Source organism: Rhodanobacter aciditrophus (assembly GCF_042679525.1).
Classification (GTDB): Bacteria; Pseudomonadota; Gammaproteobacteria; order Pseudomonadales; family Marinomonadaceae; genus Marinomonas; species Marinomonas aciditrophus.
Genome location: NZ_JBHTMN010000004.1, coordinates 246,721 through 265,924, shown reverse-complemented (window position 1 = coordinate 265,924; position 19,204 = coordinate 246,721). Strand labels below are relative to the sequence as shown.

Sequence of the window (19,204 nt, the reverse complement as noted above, 5' to 3'; positions counted from 1 at the left end):
AAGCTTAGAGGCTTAATAACCTTTGGTATTGAGAATCTTCGTCAACCAGCCTATCGCCTTGGTTTCTACAGCAGACAATACACTCATCCCAAAACGTTCTGTTAAGGGCTTAGGCTCACGATAAGACACATGCAACACATCCGTGTCAGCATAGAATTGTTCAAGGTAAGCATCACTTGTCATCACCTCATCCGCAAGATGGTTTTCCAACGCTTCTGAGCCATACCAGGTTTCACCTGTTGCAATAGAATCCATTTCTAAGACCGGACGGTTACCCGATACAAAACGCTTAAACAACTCATGGGTATCTTCCAAATCCTGTTTAAACTTCTCACGACCTTCGTCGGTATTCTCACCTAACATGGTCAGAGTACGCTTGTACTTCCCTGCCGTATGCAGCTCTACGTCAATATTGCTTTTATCCAGCAAACGGTGGATGTTCGGCACCTGTGCCACCACACCAATGGAGCCCAAAATCGCAAACGGAGCCGCGACGATTTTATCCGCCACACAGGCCATCATGTATCCGCCACTGGCTGCGACTTTATCTACTGTAACGGTCAAAGGAATACCCTTATCTCGAATACGCTGCAACTGAGACGCTGCCAAACCATAGCCGTGAACGACACCACCAGGACTTTCAAGTCGCACAACCACTTCGTCTTGCTGGGTGGCAACACTCAAAATAGCACTCACCTCTTCACGCAAAGAACTCACAGCAGACGCTTTGATGTCTCCATCAAAATCCAATACATAAACTCGCTTTGCTGGTGCTTCAGACGTCTCCTTGCTTTTCTCTTTCGCTTTCGCTTTCTGCTCTTTTTTGAGAGCCTTCTGCTCTTTCTTTAGCGCCTTCTTGTCGTGAAGCTGCTTACGTAGCTCCTCTTTCATAGCCTTGTAGCCTTCGTTGAGTTTCACTACTGAAAGATTACCTTTGCGCTGCTTGCCTTTATTTCCTGCTACCACTGCAACGATCAATAACACAATCAGTGCGATACTCAGTAAGCGGATCAGAAAACCCGCATAATCTGCTAAAAATTCCAACATGTACTCCTAAGGTCACATTAAGCTCGAGATGTATTTTGAGGTTATTTATAAGGACATTGCTCGAAATCACAATGCTTTATCATTAATGCGCAAATTATCGGTAGAACAAAAACGACCATTTGCTTACTATTTGCGCATTCTAAAAATAGTCAGCAAAAGGAGCGACATAAATGAAGGCAACATTGTCCCAAGCCTTTGGGAACAATTTTCTCGGCGCATCTCCCCTTTGGTATAAACAAACCATCATTGCGTTTCTTATCCTAAACCCCATTATCCTGATGTCTTTAGGGCCTTTTGTCACTGGCTGGCTATTGATTGTTGAGTTTATTTTCACCTTGGCCATGGCACTTAAATGCTATCCGTTACAACCAGGCGGCCTATTGGCTATTGAAGCAGTACTCCTAGGCCTGACCACAAGCAATGGTGTGTATCACGAGGTGGAAGCTAATATAGAAGTCATACTGCTGCTAATGTTCATGGTAGCCGGCATCTACTTTATGAAAGACATGTTGCTGTTTATCTTCAACCGACTACTCATTCGCATCCGCTCCAAGACTCTGATTTCCTTGGTATTCAGCTTTGCGGCAGCTTTACTGTCAGCCTTTTTGGACGCATTAACCGTAACAGCCGTTCTAATCAGTGTCAGTGTGGGATTCTACTCTGTGTACCACAAGGTCGCTTCCGACCAATCAAACAGCAGCTCCCATGACCACAGCGGTGACGATTCCATTTTGCCCGTTAACCAAAAGGATTTGGCACAGTTTCGCGCATTTCTGCGTAGTTTACTCATGCATGGTGCCGTAGGTACGGCATTAGGTGGCGTATGTACCTTGGTAGGCGAACCTCAAAATCTATTAATCGCCCATGTAGCGGGGTGGGACTTCATTGAATTCTTCTTACGTATGGCGCCAGTTTCCATGCCAGTCTTTGCCATGGGATTGCTTACTGTCATAGTGCTAGAAAAATTCAAGCTGTTTGACTACGGTGAAAAACTGCCTGACAACGTTCGCAATATTCTTAAAAACTATGCAGACGAAGAATCCAAAAAGAGCACTAATAAACACAAGGCTCAATTAATTGTTCAAGGGCTGGTGGCTGTCATCCTAGTGCTATCACTGGCTTTCCACGTAGCCGAAGTCGGCTTAGTTGGATTGATGATTATCGTACTACTCACCTCCATGAATGGTATTACCGAAGAGCATCGTATTGGCCATGCCTTTGAAGAAGCCCTGCCCTTCACTGCCTTATTAGTAGTGTTTTTCAGTATCGTCTCTGTGATCCATGAGCAGCATTTATTTCAGCCATTTATTGATGCTGTGCTGCATTTGCCCACGAGCATTCAGCCCATCATGTTTTTCTTGGCCAATGGTGTATTGTCTGCCATCAGTGACAACGTATTTGTCGCCACCGTGTACATCTCTGAAATTAAAGCCGCTTTAGACAGTGGCGTGATTACGCGCGAACATTTTAATTTGCTTGCTATAGCCGTAAACACAGGGACGAACTTGCCGAGTGTTGCCACACCAAATGGACAGGCGGCATTCCTATTCTTACTCACTTCAGCCATAGCGCCACTACTGCGTTTGTCCTATGGCAAGATGGTTTGGATGGCGTTGCCTTACACTATTGTCTTAACAACCGTAGGGGGCATCGCAGTGGTATTCTTAACTTAATATCACTCAATTACGGCCACAAAAAAGCCTGCATTTGCAGGCTTTTTGACGTTTAAATGGTAGGTGATATTAATTTTCCGAAGCAGCTAGTTCCGGGTTTTCTAGCTTTCGCCACAGGGATAGACCAGACTTTTTATCAATAATATCTAACCGTGCTTCATGCTGTGATAGCTCATCCTCTGACGCCTTAATCACAGGCAGTCTTGGACGATCCGCTGACAAACGACGAATCGCTAAGGTTTCATCTTCCCCATCACCACTGCCATCGCTGCCTAAGCCTCCCATACTGATCTGTCCACCCGTCATCAGTAGGTAAACGTCTGCCAGGATCTCAGAGTCCAATAGGGCTCCGTGAAGCTCTCGGTGAGAGTTGTCTATGCCATATCGCTTACACAAGGCATCCAAGCTGTTCTTTTGCCCTGGGTGCTTTTTACGAGCATACACCAAGCTATCAAAGACCTTGCAAACATCTGCTACCTTAGGGAAGTTGCCTAACATAGAGAATTCGTGATCAATAAAGCCCACGTCAAATGGCGCGTTATGGATGATTAACTCAGCACCTTTAATGAATTCCAAAAACTCTTGTGCTACTTCTTCAAATTTTGGTTTGTCCGCCAAAAACTCATTACTGATACCGTGGACATTGAAAGCTTCTTCTTCCACTTCACGGTCAGGTTTGATGTAGACATGGAAGTGTCGATTAGTGAGCTTACGCCCTACCACCTCAACACACCCTATTTCGATGATGCGGTGACCTTGTCTGGGGTCGATACCTGTTGTTTCTGTATCCAGTACCACTTGTCTCACGAACGAGCCCTCAATTCTTCAATGCCTTGGTTTGCCAATTGATCCGCAATTTCATTACCTTCAATGCCCGCATGCCCCTTAACCCAGTGCCAACGAACATCGTGAAATTGACACATTTCGTCTAGGGCCTGCCATAGATCTTGGTTTTTTACAGGCTGTTTCGACGCGGTTTTCCAACCTTTACGCTTCCAACCCACCAACCACTCAGTGATGCCTTTTTGCACGTAGGATGAGTCCGTGTAGAGCTCTACAGTGCATTTTTCTTTCAGGGCTCTCAAGCCCTCTATAGCACCCAGTAATTCCATTCGATTATTTGTGGTGTCGTGCTCACCACCACACAGTCGCTTTTCATGTTGACCAAAGGTCAACCATGCGCCCCAACCGCCGATGCCGGGATTCCCCTTACAGGCACCATCGGTATAGAGTGTTACTTCTTTCATTTATTCATCTCTTTAATTGTTGGCTTCAAGGGCGGCACTCGAACCTTAGTGGCATTCCAGCGAGGCTTCAATGGTATGTAGCGACGAGTTTGTTTGGTGGCGGTCATCACATAGACGCAACCCACTGGCAATTTAGATGCCTTCAACAACTTGCTCACCCAAGCAAATCGATCACGCCACTTACCCACCTTCATAGGCATGTCATACCCCAACACTTCCGTATGCTCTAGAGTTAAACCAGCCACTTTTAACCAATCTTCTAAACGTCTTTGGGAAATAAACCTCCCAGACCACGGGGCTCGTAGTTTCTTTGAAAAGAATCGGCGTATTCCCCAGAAACTAACAGGGTTATATCCCACAATAATCAACTTACCGCTAGGCAATAACGTTCTAGCGACCTCATGAAGATCACGATGGGGATTCGCTGACAGATCTAGGGTATGGTGCAGAACAATTGCGTCAATGCCATCTGACTCCAATGGCAACTCGCTCATATTTGCGACAACCGTTGATTCAGAAGCGCCTAATTCCAGCACAGGAGACAGCACAAGCGTCTCTCGCATCCTGTGATTATGAAACGCCAATTGTTTTAACGGTGATTGCTGGACCAAGTAGTAACCAACCATGTTATCAAGCTCGCGCTCGATGAAGTCATGCTCTTCATTTAATAGGCGCTCACCTAACTCAGTTGCATACCAATCTTGGAATAATTGTCTTGATTGGTTATCCAACATACAATGCTCTCTTATTAACAGGGCGTCGTGAACTTTTTTGAAGGTTTAAATACTAACTCAACGCCGCCTCAATACATATTTAAACACAACGTTAGGCTTATGACATTTTTTCCATTACCCGCGTTCAATGACAACTACATTTGGGTTCACCACGACGCCACCAAAAAGCAACTTTGGGCGGTTGACCCTGGTGATGCTTCAGTCGTTTTAGATTATTGTCAAAGCAATGACTGCCGCCTAGTAGCAATACTCGTCACACACCACCATAAAGATCATATTGGTGGTGTGAAAGCCTTAGTGGAACAATTTCACTGCCCTGTTTACGGCCCCAAAACCCTCTCACCTGAAGTTGTTAGCCAGAGCGTTCAAGAAGGGGACCTTATCTCAATTCAAAACACTGAGCTATTGGTAATAGAGACGCCTGGACACACTTTAGACCATGTTTGTTACCTAGGTACGTCAGACGAAACGCCTTTCTTATTATGCGGTGACACGCTGTTTCGTGGTGGCTGTGGTCGCCTATTTGAAGGCTCTCCGGCACAAATGCTCAATGCAATGACACGTATCCGTGAGCTACCTGCCCATACCTTGGTGTACGGCACTCACGAATATACCCTAGCGAATTATCGCTTCGCCTTAGCGGTCGAACCTGACAATCAGGCGCTTATTGCTGCCAATAACAATGCAGCAGAACTACGCTCCAATGGACTCCCCACATTACCTTCCACCATTGAGCAAGAACGCCAGTCCAACCCATTTCTAAGATTTGATGTCGGCTCTGTCATACAGGGCGCTGCAACACTTCTAAAGGAAGCTCCCGCCACCGACTTAGTGGGAGCATTTGCCCAAATACGCCGAGCCAAAGATGGCTTTTAGTTGACCTATAGGCCAGCACCCTTAAAATGCTGGCAAAATTAATGAAATGTGAGCAGCATGACTAAACACCTACTCATCGCGTTTTTAGCGAGTAGTATCCTAGCCGGGTGCCAATCTTTTACGCAAAAACCTACAGATATCGCTGAAGTGGATGCCGAAAACGAAGACATTGGCGCCCCAGAAGCAGATACCGAACAACTTGGATTCATCGATACTGTTGACCCAGTTCTTCCAGCAGAAGATATTGAAAACGACACTGAAGAACCCACCGAACCTGTGGTAGCCATTCCACAACCACCAAAAGATCTATGGGATCGTATCCGCGATGGTTATCAACTGAACCTTGATATCGACAAGCCTCGCCTAAAATCTCAGATTCGTTGGTACAGCACCCACCCATCTTACTTGACCCGTGTTTCCAAACGCGGAGAGCGCTACCTTTACTACATTGTTGATGAGCTGGAAAAGGCAGGCATGCCTTTAGAGATTGCTCTATTACCGATAGTTGAAAGTGGTTTTGATCCATTTGGCTACAGCCATGGCCGTGCATCAGGTCCGTGGCAATTCATTCCTTCTACCGGACACATCTATGGTCTAGAGCAAACTTGGTGGCTAGATGGTCGTCGTGACATCAAGCTATCAACTCAAGCTGCCATCGCCTACTTGCAGCGCCTTCATAAGATGTTTGATGGGGATTGGCTACATGCCCTAGCCTCCTACAACTCCGGTGAAGGCACAGTGATGCGCGCCATCCGTCGCAATAAAAAAGCCGGTAAGCCCACAGACTTCTGGTCCCTTGATTTGCCAACAGAAACTCGGGCCTATGTACCCAAGTTACTGGCACTGGCTAAGATCATGAAAAACCCAGAAGCATACGATTACCAAACCCATTTCATCGCCAATCGACCATACTTCGAAGAAGTGAACATTGGCGGTCAGCTAGACCTTGCTCAAGCTGCGGAAATGGCTGAAATCAGTATTGACGAGATCTATCTGCTAAACCCGGCATTCAACCAATGGGCCACCTCACCAGATGGGCCACATAAGTTGCTGATCCCGGTAAACAAGTCAAAAACTTTCCGCACCAAACTGGCGTCTATCTCGGATAATGAACGAGTGACTTGGACTCGCTATACCGTTCGAGCTGGCGACAGCCTCCTGGTGATTGCCCGCGATCACAATACAACGGTAGAAGTTCTAAAGGACGTAAACAAGATCTCATCTTCCCTCATCCGTGTTGGGCAACAGCTGATGATCCCTATCGCAGGCAAGAGCTCTGAAAGCTACACCCTTAGCTCTCATCAGCGCCTACTAGCCAAGCAGTCCCGCGCACCAAGTAGAAACCTAATTAAGGTAAATTACGACGTCAAAAGCGGTGACAGCCTTTGGAGCATTGCTCAACAATATGACACAGACACCAAGACCTTAGCCCGTTGGAACAACATGGGGTTGGGCGATCCTCTCTTCCCAGGTAAAAAGCTGGTGGTTTGGCTCAAGCCAGACTCAGAGAGCAGTGCATCGACGAGCACTCGCTCCGTCGTCAAGCGCGTGGTTTACACCATCCGCTCAGGAGACTCCTTAGCCTTGGTGGCTAACAAGTTTAAAGTAAGCGTGAACGACATCCGTAAATGGAACCCGAAAGTGGGCAGCCAGAAATACGTTCAACCGGGTGATAAGGTAACCTTGCTAGTGAATGTAGTTGGCGGCTAGCCCCAACCACATCTTTACAGGCAATAAAAAAGGAGGCGATTAAGCCTCCTTTTTTTGTCTTAGCCTTCCCTTTACTCGTAACGACAAAGGTAAGCCGTAATTTCAGTAACCTTCACACCGAACTTTTGGTTCGCTTCTACAATGAAAGTTTCACCTTTAGCAAAGGTCTTCCACTCTGCTTCCCCAGGAAGAAGCACTGTCAAGCTACCAGACACAACGGTCATGTACTCTCGCTGAGAAGTACCAAACTCGTACTCGCCAATACTCATAACGCCTACCGTAGAAGTACCTTCGGCATTTTCCAAAGCAATGGATTTTACAGCATCATCAAAATAACTATTTACCGCTAAAGACATAAAAACATACTCACAGTCAAAATCGACCCAAGGGCCACTCTAAATAGACTGACTAGCGCAAAGCGCTAACCATCATTCATCTCTTCAATAATCCACTCTTTAAACGCAGTCATTGCAGGCGTTAATGCACGCTTTTTCTCGTATACCAGGTAGAAAGAACGATTGGTATCAAGCTGTTTATCAAACAACACTTTAAGCTGACCAGACTCCAGCTCAGGCGTAATCAAACTAATATCAGACAAGGCAATACCCAAGCCTTGTCCTGCTGCACCCGCGGTTAAAGAACCACTGGAAAACATTAAGCCACGGCGAAAAACCTTAGGATCCAAGCCATTTTGCACCAACCAGTCGGTCCATTCGTCACTACGCTTACTGACGTGCAATAAGGGGTAGAAACGCATGTCTTCTGGTTCATTAATAGGACGATCAGGCTTAATCATTTTAGGGGAGCAAACCGGTGCCAAGCGAATCGGACGCAGGTAATTCATCTCCACATGATCCCAATCACCCGCACCAAAATACACCGCCATATCAATATCGCCGATGGAAAAATCCACCAAGCCCATTGAGGAGGTAATTTCAATCTCAATCTCTGGGTAACGGGTTTGAAAGCGCTCCATACGAGGCATTAACCAACGCGTGAGGAAGGCTGGAGCCACCGCCAATCGCAAGGAGCCAGCATGTTGGGCCGACTGTAAATCGGCTGTAGCCTGCTCTAATTGCTGAAAGATCTGCTTAATGGGCTCAATGTATTTGGCCCCCGCTTCTGTTAACACAACCTTGCGTCGAGTACGACGAAACAGCTCCAAGCCCAAAAAGCTTTCCAGCCCTTTAATCTGATGACTGATCGCAGACGGGGTGACATTGAGCTCTTGGGCTGCCTTATTAAAACTTCCATGGCGAGCGGCAGACTCAAAGCATTTTAGCGAATTTAATGGCGGTAATCGGTTAATGGCAAACGCTCCAAGAGTTAAACAAGACTCTTACTGTATAACGGGTCAATGACAGACCTGCAAACTAAATACGAGTACAAGACAGATCAATCATCAGATTTACGCTTTGTTGGCAACTTGAAAGGTTCAAAACCTTGTTGCTCGTTGTCATGAAATACCACTTTTTTACGGGCGGATGGCTTTTTAGCCTTAGGTGCCGTTTTATGTTTCTTAACGGGTTTATTAGACTGTTTCTTTTGCGGGGCACGCTTTTGCGCAATCCCTTTAAACGTCGGCTCAAGCCCTGACACTTCTTCGAAACTAAAGCTACGATTCAGGTACTGCTCGATATCCTTAAAGTTGAACCAATCTTTCGGCCCAACAAGGGAGAAAGCCTCACCTTTAAACCCTGCACGCCCAGTACGACCTGTACGGTGAACGAATTCCTCAGCAGGCTTAGGCAAATCAAAATTAAACACATGGGAAACAGACGCCACATCCAAACCACGTGATGCCAAATCCGTACTTACGAGAACTTTAAATTTACCGCGGGAAAAAGACTCCATGACTTTGGAACGTGCAGACTGGCTCATATCGCCATTAAGGCTTTGTGCATCAATCCCCCAAGAAGAGACTAACTCAGCGATACGTACCGTATCTTGCTTAGTCGCGGTAAAGATGATTCCTTGTTTGATTTGAAATTGCTCTAAAAAATGCTGTAACAGAGCTTGCTTGTGATCCAAGTGATCACATAGATAAACATGCTGGGCAATGTCTTGATGTTCGTCAGTACCTTGACCTACCGCCACCCTAACTGGCTCACGTAGAATCTCTTTGGCAATGTCATTCACTTCTGTGTCATCTAAAGTCGCGGAGAAGAATAAGGTCTGACGACGGCGGTGGTTTGCAGCACTATTGATGGCTTTCAAGTCCTGAGCAAAGCCAAGATCCAACATACGATCGGCTTCGTCTAAGATCAACAGCTCAAGACCTTCTAAAAACACATGACGTTGCTTTAGGTGATCCGCCATACGCCCTGGGGTTGCCACCACAAAATGCGGGTCTTTTTGAAAATCTTTATGCTGATCGTTGAAGTTCTCTCCCCCAAGAATCAACACAGAGGAAAAACGACTCCCCGCGATTAAAGTACGCAAGGTAGCAAATACCTGCTTCGCCAGCTCTCGAGTGGGCACTAATATCAACACACGAGGATCACGCTTAGACAACGATTTCTGGGTATACAGACGGTGTATCGCTGGCAATAGGTAGGCCATGGTCTTTCCTGAACCTGTTTTGGAGGATGCCAACAAATCTTTACCTGCCATTGCCTCTGGAATCGCACGCGCCTGAATCTCAGTTGCCTGCTCAAAGCCAAAGTGGCCAAAAGACTTCATTAATCGGCTATCTAAATCAAACTCAGAAAATAACAATCGCTTCACCTTATAACACTTAATTTTTCGAGGGCGCATTATACCTAGCCACCCAGTGTAACAACACAAAAAATACACTAATCTTCGGCAAACACCCCTAGAATATGTGCTTTGCCGTTGCTTTCTATTTCTAACCGGCCAGCTTTTATATCTGCTTCGTTCACCAACTGGTAAAACACATTTCTATGGAAGCTTGCCCACATCCCATGACGTACGGACACATAGGGACGTAGCTCGCCTTCCACTTCAAATAATGCCACCTCGCAATCCTCACCCAACGCCAGAACGTCATTGGTTCGAGTAAACAAGGACAGTACAGGATCTCCTTGATCACTGACTTGCCATTCATAGCGAATGATCTGAAAGGGGGCATCCTCAACTTTGATGCGTACTTTCTCGGCGGGTGTCACCAAAAAATATTCATCCCCTTCACGCCATAAGATGCGACTAAACAGGGTGACCATCTTTTCACGCTTGATCACCCCTCCTTCATGAACCCAATCTCCATTTGCTTTGATGATTAAATCCATGTCGCCACAAAAAGGCGGCGTCCATTTTTCAACTGGAGGATACCCACCATCTAAGGCGATGGGGTCCAGATTTATACTCGGCATAACACTCCATCCGACCGTTCGAATTAACTCGGCTCACTTCTACTTCAAAATTATTCAAATCTAAATAGAAGATCTTGAATTCAGTTCACTGTTAAACTTAGCACAACAAATATGATTAATGATGAAGTGCGTCTTCATCACAATAAAACGAGTCCCCCAAACATGACAACCGAACTAGCAACTAAATTTAAAGACCCAAATCGTGGGGTTTACTTTATTGGCACAACACCGCCAAAAAGCAGTATTGGTGACGAGCAACTGAATGAAATCGGTCAAAAGCTACTGGACCGTCTTGGTCAAATCGAAGTAGACGGATTGATTGTTTATGACATTCAAGACGAGAGTAGCCGCATTTCGAAACCACGCCCATTCCCCTACATGGAAACCCACGACCCTCGCGCTTGGTCAAAGCGTCTTCAGTCATTGGCAATCAAGCCTGTGATTACCTACAAGAGCGTCTCTTCCCGTAGCGCAGAGGAATTCAATCAATGGCTAGACACGGCTTGGGAAGAATTCGGCATTCGCGACATTGTACTTGTGGGAGCGCCGTCCTCTGAAGGAGACATTGTATTACCGCTACCCAAGGCCTATGAAACACTCCAACACAACGCCCACCCGTTTAACTTGGGCGGCGTCACCATCGCTGAACGTCATGCCAAGAAAGGCGATGAACACCTTCGCCTGATTAATAAATCTATTGCTGGGTGTGAGTTCTTCGTTTCCCAAGCGGTGTACAACCCTCAAGCTACGGGCGACATGTTAAGCCAGTACGCCCGCGCTTGCCGTGAAAAAGGCGAAGAGCCAAAACGTGTGATTCTGACCTTTACCCCTTGTGGCAGCAAAAAGACCCTAGAGTTCATGGAATGGTTGGGGATTTCCGTACCCGATGCGACCAAACATCGCATTCTGGATGCCGAGTCGCCATTGGATGAATCCATCAAAATTTGTCGCTCCGCCCTAGAGCAAATTATTGAAGTTGCTCTGCCTTTAGGCATTCCACTTGGCCTAAACATTGAGAGCTTAACGAATCGTAAAGAAGAAATTGATGCTTCCATCAACCTTTACAAGCTGTTGAAAGCCACTCTTGATCTAAAACTGGCGGAGCAAAACCTTAAATAACCGCCTTCATCTGGGCGATCACTTGCTCCAAAGTGATCGCCTGCATAGCACTTGGATCATGGACTCGCGACGCCCAAGGTAACTCTTCTACAGGCTTACCATATTCCTTCTCTGCCAGCTCATCATAGACACTCACCACCTTATCAAGATCCTTATAAGGTCCGGTACGACGAGGGTTAGAATGAGCGTACAACCCCATTACTGGCGTACCCACCAAGGTCGCCATATGCGCAGGACCTGTATCAGGGCTGATCACCAGCTGGGCGCCCGCCAACACGCTAAACATCTCGGGCAGGCTTGTTTGCCCTACTAAACTGATCACACCGTCCTGCACCAAGCTCTGGGCCAAGGCCATCTCACTGGCGCTACCTCCACCGGTTAACACGACAGGCTTACCATTACTGACTAGGTATTCGATGACCCCTTGATAACCTTCAAGTGTCCAGTTTCGTTCAGCTTTGGAAGCGCTCGGATTCAGCACCACATAGGATTCAGGCAAAGTAGCCGGTGCGGCAGGCAAATTAAGAGGCAATGGTAACAAAGGTTCCGTGACACCCAGCTTTTCAGTAATGGACAAAAACGAATCCAGCACATGGGCGCCATTAGGTTTATTGCCATGCTCGTTAACAAACCAATGTTGTTTTTCCCGAGAAACACTAGGGTGGAAACCAATCCGACGTACCGCTTTGACCATGCGTGTCAGCAAACTTGCCCGCAAGGACCACTGCAAATGCAACAACACATCAAAACATTCCCCCGCCAGCTCGCGTCGCAGAGCCAGCATACCCTTAAATCCACTTTTCTTGTTGTAAACGCGCACGTCCACATTGGGTAGCAGTTTTACGATGTTGGCTTCTAGGGGACTGGTAATCCAAACAATGCGGGCATTGGGATACTGACGCTGCATTGCCCCCACCACCGCCATGGCATGACACACATCTCCGATGGCTGACAGGCGTACTACTGCAATACTTCTAATAGTCTGATCCATTTGCTTCTCTGGGGCTGATAAATAACGCTAACTATTATAAAATACCTACTCAGTAAAATGTCCCCCAAAAGTAGACATCTCATTCATTTTTTGTAAATAAGCCCCATGCCAAGCATTCACCCCACTGCGTCAAGTGATATTGTATTTATCAGCCCAAATTGTCAGGGCGTTTCAAGAGAGTGGTTTAACCCGGAACATTGGGAACAAGCAGATAAACTTTTACACACAGCAACAGGCCGTGGCACCGTTTGGTTTGTAGATACACCGATCGCGCAAGCAGTACTTCGTCAGTATCGACGGGGCGGCTTAATGGGAAAGATCAATCGTTTCAGGTTCTTCTCTCAACCCCTAAAGTCCACTCGAGCGTTTTTAGAGCTATCCTTACTGGAACACATGCAACACTTAGGGCTACCAGCACCGAAACCCATGGGCGGCATGGTGCGTCGTGAAGGCTTGTTTTACGAAGCTTGGTTGCTGACTCAAACCATTCCTGATGCATCTGATCTTTATGACATTTTACAGCACACCCAGTTGGATCAAGAACTTTGGCAACAAATCGGCAACACTATCAAACGGTTTCATAAACACGGTATTTACCATAGTGATCTAAATTGTCATAACATCATGGTGGACTTAGATAAGCAGGTTTGGCTAATCGATTTTGATAAATGCCAACAGCGTATTCCTGCGCCAGCATGGCAACAGAAAAACCTGGATCGTTTAAAACGCTCCTTTAACAAGGAAAAGGGTAAACACCCTAATTTCTCCTTTAATGAAGAAGCATGGAGCTGGTTATTAGACGGGTATCAGAATGGCTAAACAAAGCTCTCTAAACGCTTCCATAAAACCATTATTGCACCCAAAACACTGGCTTTCATGGGTTGGCCTCGGAGGCGCTGTGGCCATCAGCCACCTGCCCTGGGGTTGTCAGCGAGTGATCGGAAAATCCTTTGGCTCATTGATGTATAAGGCTGCAGGCAGACGCCGCCATATTGCGCAAGTGAATTTAGAGATCTGCTACCCTAGTTGGACCCAAGACCAACGGGACACACTTGTTAAACAACACTTCCAAAGCATGGGAATTGGCTTTTTTGAAACCCTATGCAGTTGGTTTCGCTCCCCAAAAATGTTTGCCAAGCAAACCACCTTTGTCGATCATGGGGTGGTAGAAAAGCTTTTGTCACAGAACAAAGGCTGCATCCTAATTGGCGGTCACTTTTCGTCACTGGATCTATGTGGCACCTTGCTAGCAGGCCACATTCCTGTTCATCCTGTTTACAAGCTGCAAAGCAACCCCGTCATCAACTGGGCCATGGAACACAAGCGCAATCGGGTGTACGAAAAAACCATAGAACGCACCAATATGCGCGAGGTGATCAAGTCCCTCAAAAACAATCGCATTGTTTGGTACGCAGTGGATCAAGATTACGGTCGCCGACACTCGGTATTTGCGCCATTTTTTAATCGTGAATGCGCCACCATCGCCCATGTTGGGCGCATTATTAAAATGACAGGCGCTCCAGTTATGGCCTTTAACTATGCTCGAACGGAAACGGGCTATTCCCTCACACTAGAAGAAGTCAAAGATTTCCCTGCGGATGATGAGGTGGCCGCAGCCACCTTAATGAACCAATTAATGGAAGGCTTTATCGCGTCGAAGAAGGAACAATATTTCTGGACTCATCGCCGCTTCAAAACTCAGCAAGATCCTAACGCTCCCTCCCCCTATCGTCCCAAGTAAACCAGACACGACTAAAAAAGGAGAGCTTAGCTCTCCTTTTTTACACGACCATTTGTGAGCTCAAGGCTCGATTAACGGTTCTCTAAGCGATTGTAATCTAAGATGCCACTCGCCAGTGGTGCCATTTGTTGATTCACTCGGGCAACCTCGTCGCTGACTTCCCAGAATTTAGAATCCGTACGGCGTACACCATAGGTAGCCAGCAACTCACCATAATCTGCTTCTGAGCTGATACTTGCCACCGCCGCCATAAACTCAGATACGTCCTCTTCGTCCACTTTTAGTAGAACGTTAGGGTAATCCCCCATGACACCATTGGTGATAACAAAAGTATCTTCATCTGGCAGAAGAGCCGAATCCTCATCCAGCAAACTGTTCATATTCGAGTGGGCTCGATTATGGACCATGCTGATTAGTGCCTGAGACTTACCATCTCGCTCAATCAACAACAATGCAATCTCAGGGAAGAAGGAAACCGCTTTCCCCTGAAGCAAGTGACCAGACGCCAGAGCTTCTTTTGCCTCATCACTGATGTTCGCTTGATCAATATCACTGTCATGAACCAGTACTGGCTCTAGGCGCTGAGTCAAAATATCGAATAACTCAGCCTGATAATCAGTACTTTCGTATTCAACGCTACTTTCTACATCTGCTTTAATGAGATCACTAAAGATGTAGTCCTTGATGGTATCATCAGCATCTCGATACCAGTATTGGCGTACCGCTAAGCGCTCTGACTTAGGCAAAAGCATCAAGAAGTTCATTTCCCCTTCCATGCGCAGGAAGTCCATATAGAGGCGGGTAATCAACTGGTGCCCCACATTGCCAAACACGTCAAAGCCTGCCACCAGCAAGTAATGAATTCGCTCAAGCAACGGATAGTCGATCACCCATGCGGTTTTAGGGGCAGGGCCGACCAATCCTTTTTGAACAGTCGCATTGTCAAAGTGGCGCATAACGGTCAAAGCTGCATTTGGGTTTTTGCCATCACCATCCCACACCAGCTTTTCGGAGATCCCTTTACCTTCAGAAACCATTTTTTCCATGAGCTGAGTTTTTGATGCCAAATAGCTTTTTTGCTTTTCAGAGTATTTTACCCAAGAGCTAATAGGTAGAGCATTACTACTTTGGGAGGCTGGTAGCGCTAATGCGGAGGAATTCTCCACTAAAAATTGGCTACCAATATTATGGAAGTCTAAATCAGGGTCTACAAAGTACACCCAAAACTGCTCATTAATCACATTCACTGCCACCTGACCACGACACACAGGCCCTTTAATAAAGGACATTATGGTGTTTTGAGCATGATCCAATAGGAAGCGGTAACGGCTGTTGGCAGGGATTTGCGCAAAGGTTTTAAATGGATTGCTTGCATCTCCCGGAGCATAGCTGGCCATTTGAGTTACCTTATAATCCGTTTCGTAGAACCAGTTATGCCAACGCTGGTAGCGTGCTTCATCCAAACGCAATGGAATAAAGGTCTTTTGCACTCGGCTTTCAGGGTCTAACCACAATCGATAGTAAACGCGATCCACCTGAGGATCACCATAGGGACGACGTGTGGCAATTCGCTCAATGGGCTCACCTGGGGGAGTCGTTGAACGGACTAATTTGAAGGTATAGCGAGCCTGTTCATCAAAGTACAAGCTGTATAAGTAGATGTGTTCATAGATGTAACGGTTCACCAGACGCTCTTTCATGGAATCGCCGTTAAATCTTGTTTCCCATTTATCAACTTGCGACAAGATCTCAGCCGGCACATCTTTGGGCGCCGTCATGACAGCTCCTTTCGCCAACCAAGTAGTGAGAATATTGTATTCTCGGTTGGTCAACTCAGGTAGGCCATAGGGCATCCCCCATGTGGGGTGAGAAGCTTCAAAATCGTTGTATTCTTCAATGGCAGGACACTGGCTATCACGACTTAGACTAAAATCGTACTGATCGGCTGGAAGCACATCTGTGTCAACATCTCCTTGGCTTTTGCGCAGGGCAATGGCGCGGTACATGACACTGCCTTGCAGATTGGCAGCGGGACTTTGTCCACGCTCATTTAAAATGGGATAAAACTCTTTGCCGCGCCATTCTTCCGTGGTTTGCGCGTCTTCAAACAAGCGAGTCGGAGATGCCGCTAAAAGACGAGAACCTTCGTACACTTTGAGCTTGCTTCCCCCCCTCTCAATCCCTTGAGGAGCGGTCAACTTGATCTGGCAAGGTGCGTCATAACAAGCATGACAGCTGATACAACGACTTTCTAAAATGGGTTTTACCTGATCCTGATAAAAATCAGCATTCGCAACCGTCACGGAAGCATCAGCTCGGTTCTCTACCGCCGCATCCCCGAAGGCTTGGTCCAAATCTCTCGTTGCGTACACAGCGCATCCTGACGCTATTACTAGTACAGCAACTAAAACCCATCTCATCATATTTTTGTCCTTTTTCGGGCCTTTAAGCTGTTATAGCTTAGTCAAGTAACCCAACAATATGTACTACTTAGAAGCAAAAAAGGGGAAAGTAAACTTTCCCCTTTTAACAATACGTGGTTAACGCTTAATTGGATGTGTCGTCTTCATCCCCATCATAATCCGCCAATTCATAGGCATCATCACCCATATCTTCATTGGCCAACAAAAGGGCATCTTCGTAAGACCCACCAAACTCGATGCGAGTGATGTCATACAAATCATATTCAAAGGTTTCATCAAACCATCGAGCATCAGAGCCGATTTCTTCTAATTCAAACGACGTGGCGTCAGCGCGAAGTACACGACCAATTTCACAACCATCAGGATCTACTTCCTCACGGTGCAAAGTTATCAGTCCGTATTCTTCACTGATGTCCATTAGCAGCACAGCCAGATCATCCAAATCCACTTCTGGGTCTTCGATCTCTTCATCACGAAGCTCTAGAACACGTTTTTGAAAATCATTAAACGGTGCTGGATGCATGAAGTCACTGATGTCTTCCAAAAATAATATTTGGTAGCCATTCAAATGAACGCCATCATCAATTAACTGCAACAGCACCATTTCTTCATTGGCTGCAATCACAAACCCATCTGTCCAATTATCTGGTCCATCAAGATCTTCGCGGAAGATACGAACAACATTCTTACGCGTGCGGGCTTTTTCCAATTCAATGAGCATAATGGCTCCTAAGGGACATCATTTAAAAATCAGAGGTTAGTTTAAACCTTGGTAACAAAGGGAACAACTTATTGCTGCACTTCATGCCAATTTTCAAGCAAATCAATGAGATCATCCAAGCCACACTCCGCTTGAATGCCGTCATTTGAAGCCTGAAAAAAACCATTTTGGGTATCAAACATGGCCTTAATTTCGTCTTCCACTTGGCTCATATCCACACGGCGACTGATAGCAATGCCATCAGGAGAAATCACCACGTCAAAAATGCCATGTTTAAACTGGGTCACCTCTTCTTCCGTTTCGGCTAACTTGGCAGCTTGCCAAACTCGCTGCAAGGTTTCTTTGTCGGCAAGGTACTCTGCCACCCATTCGGCGATCGCGGAGAAATCAACGTCCGTGTAAACACGGTATTTACCTTCTTCTTGATCAAATGCAATTTCATAGTCCATAGAGCAGAACCTCACTCTTCATCACGGGTCGTATCTGTCTCGTCACGCTTACTGCGATACTCGACGTTTTGCTGTTGCTGTCGCTGGGGAATAGCCGCCTGCAAACGTGCTTGACGGGCAGCTTCTTTGGCAGCTTTTACTTCTTCTACTTTCACCCACTCGCTGGCCACCATATCAGGTGTTTCCATAACGTATGGGCCAATAGCGCCACTGCGAACATCTGATAAAAAGACTTCCGCAGCTTTGTGCATATCTATCTTGCCTCCGGCACGGAGAGCTCCACGCTTAGAGCCGATAATCTCTAGGGTCTCAAAGGCATCAACTGGGGGCTTTTTCAATTTATAGCGGGTGATCAAAGCATCGCTGTACTGTTCAATAAAGAACTTCAGCCCTACCAAAGCCACATCTTCATAATCAATGGCGGTATCTCGCACCGCACCCGTCACTGCCAAACGATAGCTGGCGTCAGGGTTTTCAATCTTGGGCCAAAGAATTCCCGGTGTATCTAAAATTTGAAACCCATCATTGACTCGAAGTTTCTGCTGGGACTTAGTCACCGCTGGCTCATTACCCACTTTAGCGACACGCTTACCCAACAGGGCATTCATCAAAGAGGATTTGCCGACATTAGGAATGCCCGCAATCATGGCGCGAATCGGTTTTTCCGCAGAGCCCCGGTGTGGCACCAGCTTTTGCACCCAGCTGGATAACTTAGCAAGGTCCCCTTTGTCGTTGGTACTAAATGGGTAAGCTGTAATCTGATCCGCTTCACGCCAATGATCCAACCACAAACTGACTCGCTCATGTTCAGCCAAATCTTTTTTGTTTAACAGACGTAAAACGGGCACCTCGCCTCTAAGAGTCGTCAACATTGGATTTTGGCTGGAGTCTGGAATGCGCGCATCCAGTACCTCAATCACCAAATCCACTTGAGTCATGACTTTCTCAATTTCACGTCGAGCCTTGTTCATATGCCCTGGAAACCATTGAACGCTCACGATTCACCCCTTTTAAAGCTGTCAAAATTTGGCGCGCAGTCTACCACAAAGTTTAGATGACGATGGCGAAAACTCCTGACTCCCGTGCGTTTATTTCTTGGAATCCAGAAAATAGAACGAAAAACGACCACCTAGCCTGCAGA

Annotated in this window: 19 protein-coding genes; 6 read left to right on the top strand and 13 right to left on the bottom strand. The window is 46.5% G+C overall.

The features are described from left to right. Positions 1 to 12: 12 nt before the first annotated feature. Complete coding sequence (gene sohB, locus ACFQ45_RS04005) at positions 13 to 1,047, bottom strand: protease SohB (RefSeq protein ID WP_377365567.1); 1,035 nt, start codon at positions 1,045 to 1,047, stop codon at positions 13 to 15. A gap of 170 nt (positions 1,048 to 1,217) precedes the next feature. On the opposite strand from sohB, the gene nhaB reads away from it, so the two are divergent. Next, positions 1,218 to 2,720, top strand: coding sequence for a sodium/proton antiporter NhaB (gene nhaB / locus ACFQ45_RS04000; RefSeq protein ID WP_377365565.1), 1,503 nt, complete (start codon positions 1,218 to 1,220; stop codon positions 2,718 to 2,720). Between the two features lie 69 nt (positions 2,721 to 2,789). On the opposite strand, the gene dnaQ is transcribed toward nhaB, so the two are convergent. The 3 genes from dnaQ to ACFQ45_RS03985 are packed head-to-tail and all read right to left on the bottom strand — an operon-like array spanning position 2,790 to position 4,701. Further along, positions 2,790 to 3,527 carry a DNA polymerase III subunit epsilon gene (gene dnaQ, locus ACFQ45_RS03995; protein WP_377365563.1) on the bottom strand — a complete coding sequence of 246 codons (738 nt, stop codon included), beginning with the start codon at positions 3,525 to 3,527 and terminating at the stop codon, positions 2,790 to 2,792. Then, complete coding sequence (rnhA, locus tag ACFQ45_RS03990; protein ID WP_377365561.1) at positions 3,524 to 3,967, bottom strand: ribonuclease HI; 444 nt, start codon at positions 3,965 to 3,967, stop codon at positions 3,524 to 3,526. Before rnhA ends, dnaQ begins: the two co-directional genes overlap by 4 nt. Further along, entirely contained in the window at positions 3,964 to 4,701 is a 738-nt protein-coding gene (locus ACFQ45_RS03985; RefSeq protein ID WP_377365559.1) for a class I SAM-dependent methyltransferase, read from the bottom strand. The genes rnhA and ACFQ45_RS03985 overlap by 4 nt, the downstream gene beginning before the upstream one ends. Positions 4,702 to 4,800: 99 nt before the next feature. Here ACFQ45_RS03985 and gloB point away from each other — a divergent pair, with 99 nt between their 5' ends. Together gloB and ACFQ45_RS03975 are read left to right on the top strand one after the other, a co-directional pair. Then, positions 4,801 to 5,577 carry a hydroxyacylglutathione hydrolase gene (gene gloB / locus ACFQ45_RS03980; protein WP_377365557.1) on the top strand — a complete coding sequence of 259 codons (777 nt, stop codon included), beginning with the start codon at positions 4,801 to 4,803 and terminating at the stop codon, positions 5,575 to 5,577. Between the two features lie 57 nt (positions 5,578 to 5,634). Then, positions 5,635 to 7,287, top strand: a complete 1,653-nt coding sequence (locus tag ACFQ45_RS03975; RefSeq protein ID WP_377365555.1) for a lytic transglycosylase — start codon at positions 5,635 to 5,637, stop codon at positions 7,285 to 7,287. Between the two features lie 71 nt (positions 7,288 to 7,358). Here ACFQ45_RS03975 and ppnP read toward each other — a convergent pair whose 3' ends face one another. From ppnP to ACFQ45_RS03955, 4 genes are all read right to left on the bottom strand, one after another. Next, positions 7,359 to 7,643 carry a pyrimidine/purine nucleoside phosphorylase gene (ppnP, locus tag ACFQ45_RS03970; protein ID WP_377365554.1) on the bottom strand — a complete coding sequence of 95 codons (285 nt, stop codon included), beginning with the start codon at positions 7,641 to 7,643 and terminating at the stop codon, positions 7,359 to 7,361. 65 nt (positions 7,644 to 7,708) lie between these two features. Next, positions 7,709 to 8,596, bottom strand: a complete 888-nt coding sequence (gene gcvA / locus ACFQ45_RS03965) for a transcriptional regulator GcvA (RefSeq protein ID WP_377365703.1) — start codon at positions 8,594 to 8,596, stop codon at positions 7,709 to 7,711. An 86-nt stretch (positions 8,597 to 8,682) separates the two neighbouring features. Then, complete coding sequence (locus ACFQ45_RS03960) at positions 8,683 to 10,014, bottom strand: DEAD/DEAH box helicase (protein WP_377365552.1); 1,332 nt, start codon at positions 10,012 to 10,014, stop codon at positions 8,683 to 8,685. Between the two features lie 68 nt (positions 10,015 to 10,082). Then, on the bottom strand, positions 10,083 to 10,619 hold the full coding sequence (locus ACFQ45_RS03955) for a DUF1285 domain-containing protein (protein WP_377365550.1): 537 nt from the start codon (positions 10,617 to 10,619) through the stop codon (positions 10,083 to 10,085). A 162-nt stretch (positions 10,620 to 10,781) separates the two neighbouring features. On the opposite strand from ACFQ45_RS03955, the gene ACFQ45_RS03950 reads away from it, so the two are divergent. Then, complete coding sequence (locus tag ACFQ45_RS03950; RefSeq protein WP_377365549.1) at positions 10,782 to 11,738, top strand: methylenetetrahydrofolate reductase; 957 nt, start codon at positions 10,782 to 10,784, stop codon at positions 11,736 to 11,738. Here ACFQ45_RS03950 and ACFQ45_RS03945 read toward each other — a convergent pair. Beyond that, the gene (locus tag ACFQ45_RS03945; protein ID WP_377365547.1) at positions 11,731 to 12,729 is read right to left on the bottom strand and encodes a glycosyltransferase family 9 protein; all 999 of its coding nucleotides are present in this window, start codon (positions 12,727 to 12,729) and stop codon (positions 11,731 to 11,733) included. The genes ACFQ45_RS03950 and ACFQ45_RS03945 overlap by 8 nt on opposite strands. A 105-nt stretch (positions 12,730 to 12,834) precedes the next feature. Between ACFQ45_RS03945 and ACFQ45_RS03940 the strand changes: the two genes are divergently transcribed. Both ACFQ45_RS03940 and ACFQ45_RS03935 read left to right on the top strand, forming a co-directional pair. Further along, positions 12,835 to 13,548 carry a 3-deoxy-D-manno-octulosonic acid kinase gene (locus tag ACFQ45_RS03940; RefSeq protein ID WP_377365546.1) on the top strand — a complete coding sequence of 238 codons (714 nt, stop codon included), beginning with the start codon at positions 12,835 to 12,837 and terminating at the stop codon, positions 13,546 to 13,548. Further along, positions 13,541 to 14,470, top strand: a complete 930-nt coding sequence (locus tag ACFQ45_RS03935) for an LpxL/LpxP family acyltransferase (protein ID WP_377365544.1) — start codon at positions 13,541 to 13,543, stop codon at positions 14,468 to 14,470. Before ACFQ45_RS03940 ends, ACFQ45_RS03935 begins: the two co-directional genes overlap by 8 nt. 71 nt (positions 14,471 to 14,541) lie before the next feature. Here the strand turns inward: ACFQ45_RS03935 and ACFQ45_RS03930 are convergent, their stop codons facing one another. The 4 genes from ACFQ45_RS03930 to ylqF all read right to left on the bottom strand — a co-directional run bounded on the left by ACFQ45_RS03930 (position 14,542) and on the right by ylqF (position 19,061). Beyond that, a complete protein-coding gene (locus tag ACFQ45_RS03930) occupies positions 14,542 to 16,842 on the bottom strand; it encodes a fatty acid cis/trans isomerase (RefSeq protein ID WP_377365542.1) in 2,301 nt (766 codons plus the stop codon). 175 nt (positions 16,843 to 17,017) lie between these two features. Then, complete coding sequence (locus ACFQ45_RS03925; RefSeq protein ID WP_377365540.1) at positions 17,018 to 17,614, bottom strand: hypothetical protein; 597 nt, start codon at positions 17,612 to 17,614, stop codon at positions 17,018 to 17,020. Positions 17,615 to 17,682: 68 nt separating this feature from the next. Next, on the bottom strand, positions 17,683 to 18,063 hold the full coding sequence (locus ACFQ45_RS03920; RefSeq protein ID WP_377365538.1) for a YacL family protein: 381 nt from the start codon (positions 18,061 to 18,063) through the stop codon (positions 17,683 to 17,685). 11 nt (positions 18,064 to 18,074) lie between these two features. Further along, a complete protein-coding gene (gene ylqF / locus ACFQ45_RS03915; protein WP_377365536.1) occupies positions 18,075 to 19,061 on the bottom strand; it encodes a ribosome biogenesis GTPase YlqF in 987 nt (328 codons plus the stop codon). Between the last annotated feature and the right edge of the window lie 143 nt (positions 19,062 to 19,204).

Bases quoted from the DNA above. Each gene is read 5' to 3' on its own strand.
- sohB (WP_377365567.1), bottom strand. From the start codon at position 1,047: ATGTTGGAATTTTTAGCAGATTATGCGGGTTTTCTGATCCGCTTACTG.
- nhaB (WP_377365565.1), top strand. From the start codon at position 1,218: ATGAAGGCAACATTGTCCCAAGCCTTTGGGAACAATTTTCTCGGCGCA.
- rnhA (WP_377365561.1), bottom strand. From the start codon at position 3,967: ATGAAAGAAGTAACACTCTATACCGATGGTGCCTGTAAGGGGAATCCC.
- ACFQ45_RS03985 (WP_377365559.1), bottom strand. From the start codon at position 4,701: ATGTTGGATAACCAATCAAGACAATTATTCCAAGATTGGTATGCAACT.
- gloB (WP_377365557.1), top strand. From the start codon at position 4,801: ATGACATTTTTTCCATTACCCGCGTTCAATGACAACTACATTTGGGTT.
- ACFQ45_RS03975 (WP_377365555.1), top strand. From the start codon at position 5,635: ATGACTAAACACCTACTCATCGCGTTTTTAGCGAGTAGTATCCTAGCC.
- ppnP (WP_377365554.1), bottom strand. From the start codon at position 7,643: ATGTCTTTAGCGGTAAATAGTTATTTTGATGATGCTGTAAAATCCATT.
- ACFQ45_RS03955 (WP_377365550.1), bottom strand. From the start codon at position 10,619: ATGCCGAGTATAAATCTGGACCCCATCGCCTTAGATGGTGGGTATCCT.
- ACFQ45_RS03950 (WP_377365549.1), top strand. From the start codon at position 10,782: ATGACAACCGAACTAGCAACTAAATTTAAAGACCCAAATCGTGGGGTT.
- ACFQ45_RS03945 (WP_377365547.1), bottom strand. From the start codon at position 12,729: ATGGATCAGACTATTAGAAGTATTGCAGTAGTACGCCTGTCAGCCATC.
- ACFQ45_RS03940 (WP_377365546.1), top strand. From the start codon at position 12,835: ATGCCAAGCATTCACCCCACTGCGTCAAGTGATATTGTATTTATCAGC.
- ACFQ45_RS03935 (WP_377365544.1), top strand. From the start codon at position 13,541: ATGGCTAAACAAAGCTCTCTAAACGCTTCCATAAAACCATTATTGCAC.
- ACFQ45_RS03925 (WP_377365540.1), bottom strand. From the start codon at position 17,614: ATGCTCATTGAATTGGAAAAAGCCCGCACGCGTAAGAATGTTGTTCGT.
- ACFQ45_RS03920 (WP_377365538.1), bottom strand. From the start codon at position 18,063: ATGGACTATGAAATTGCATTTGATCAAGAAGAAGGTAAATACCGTGTT.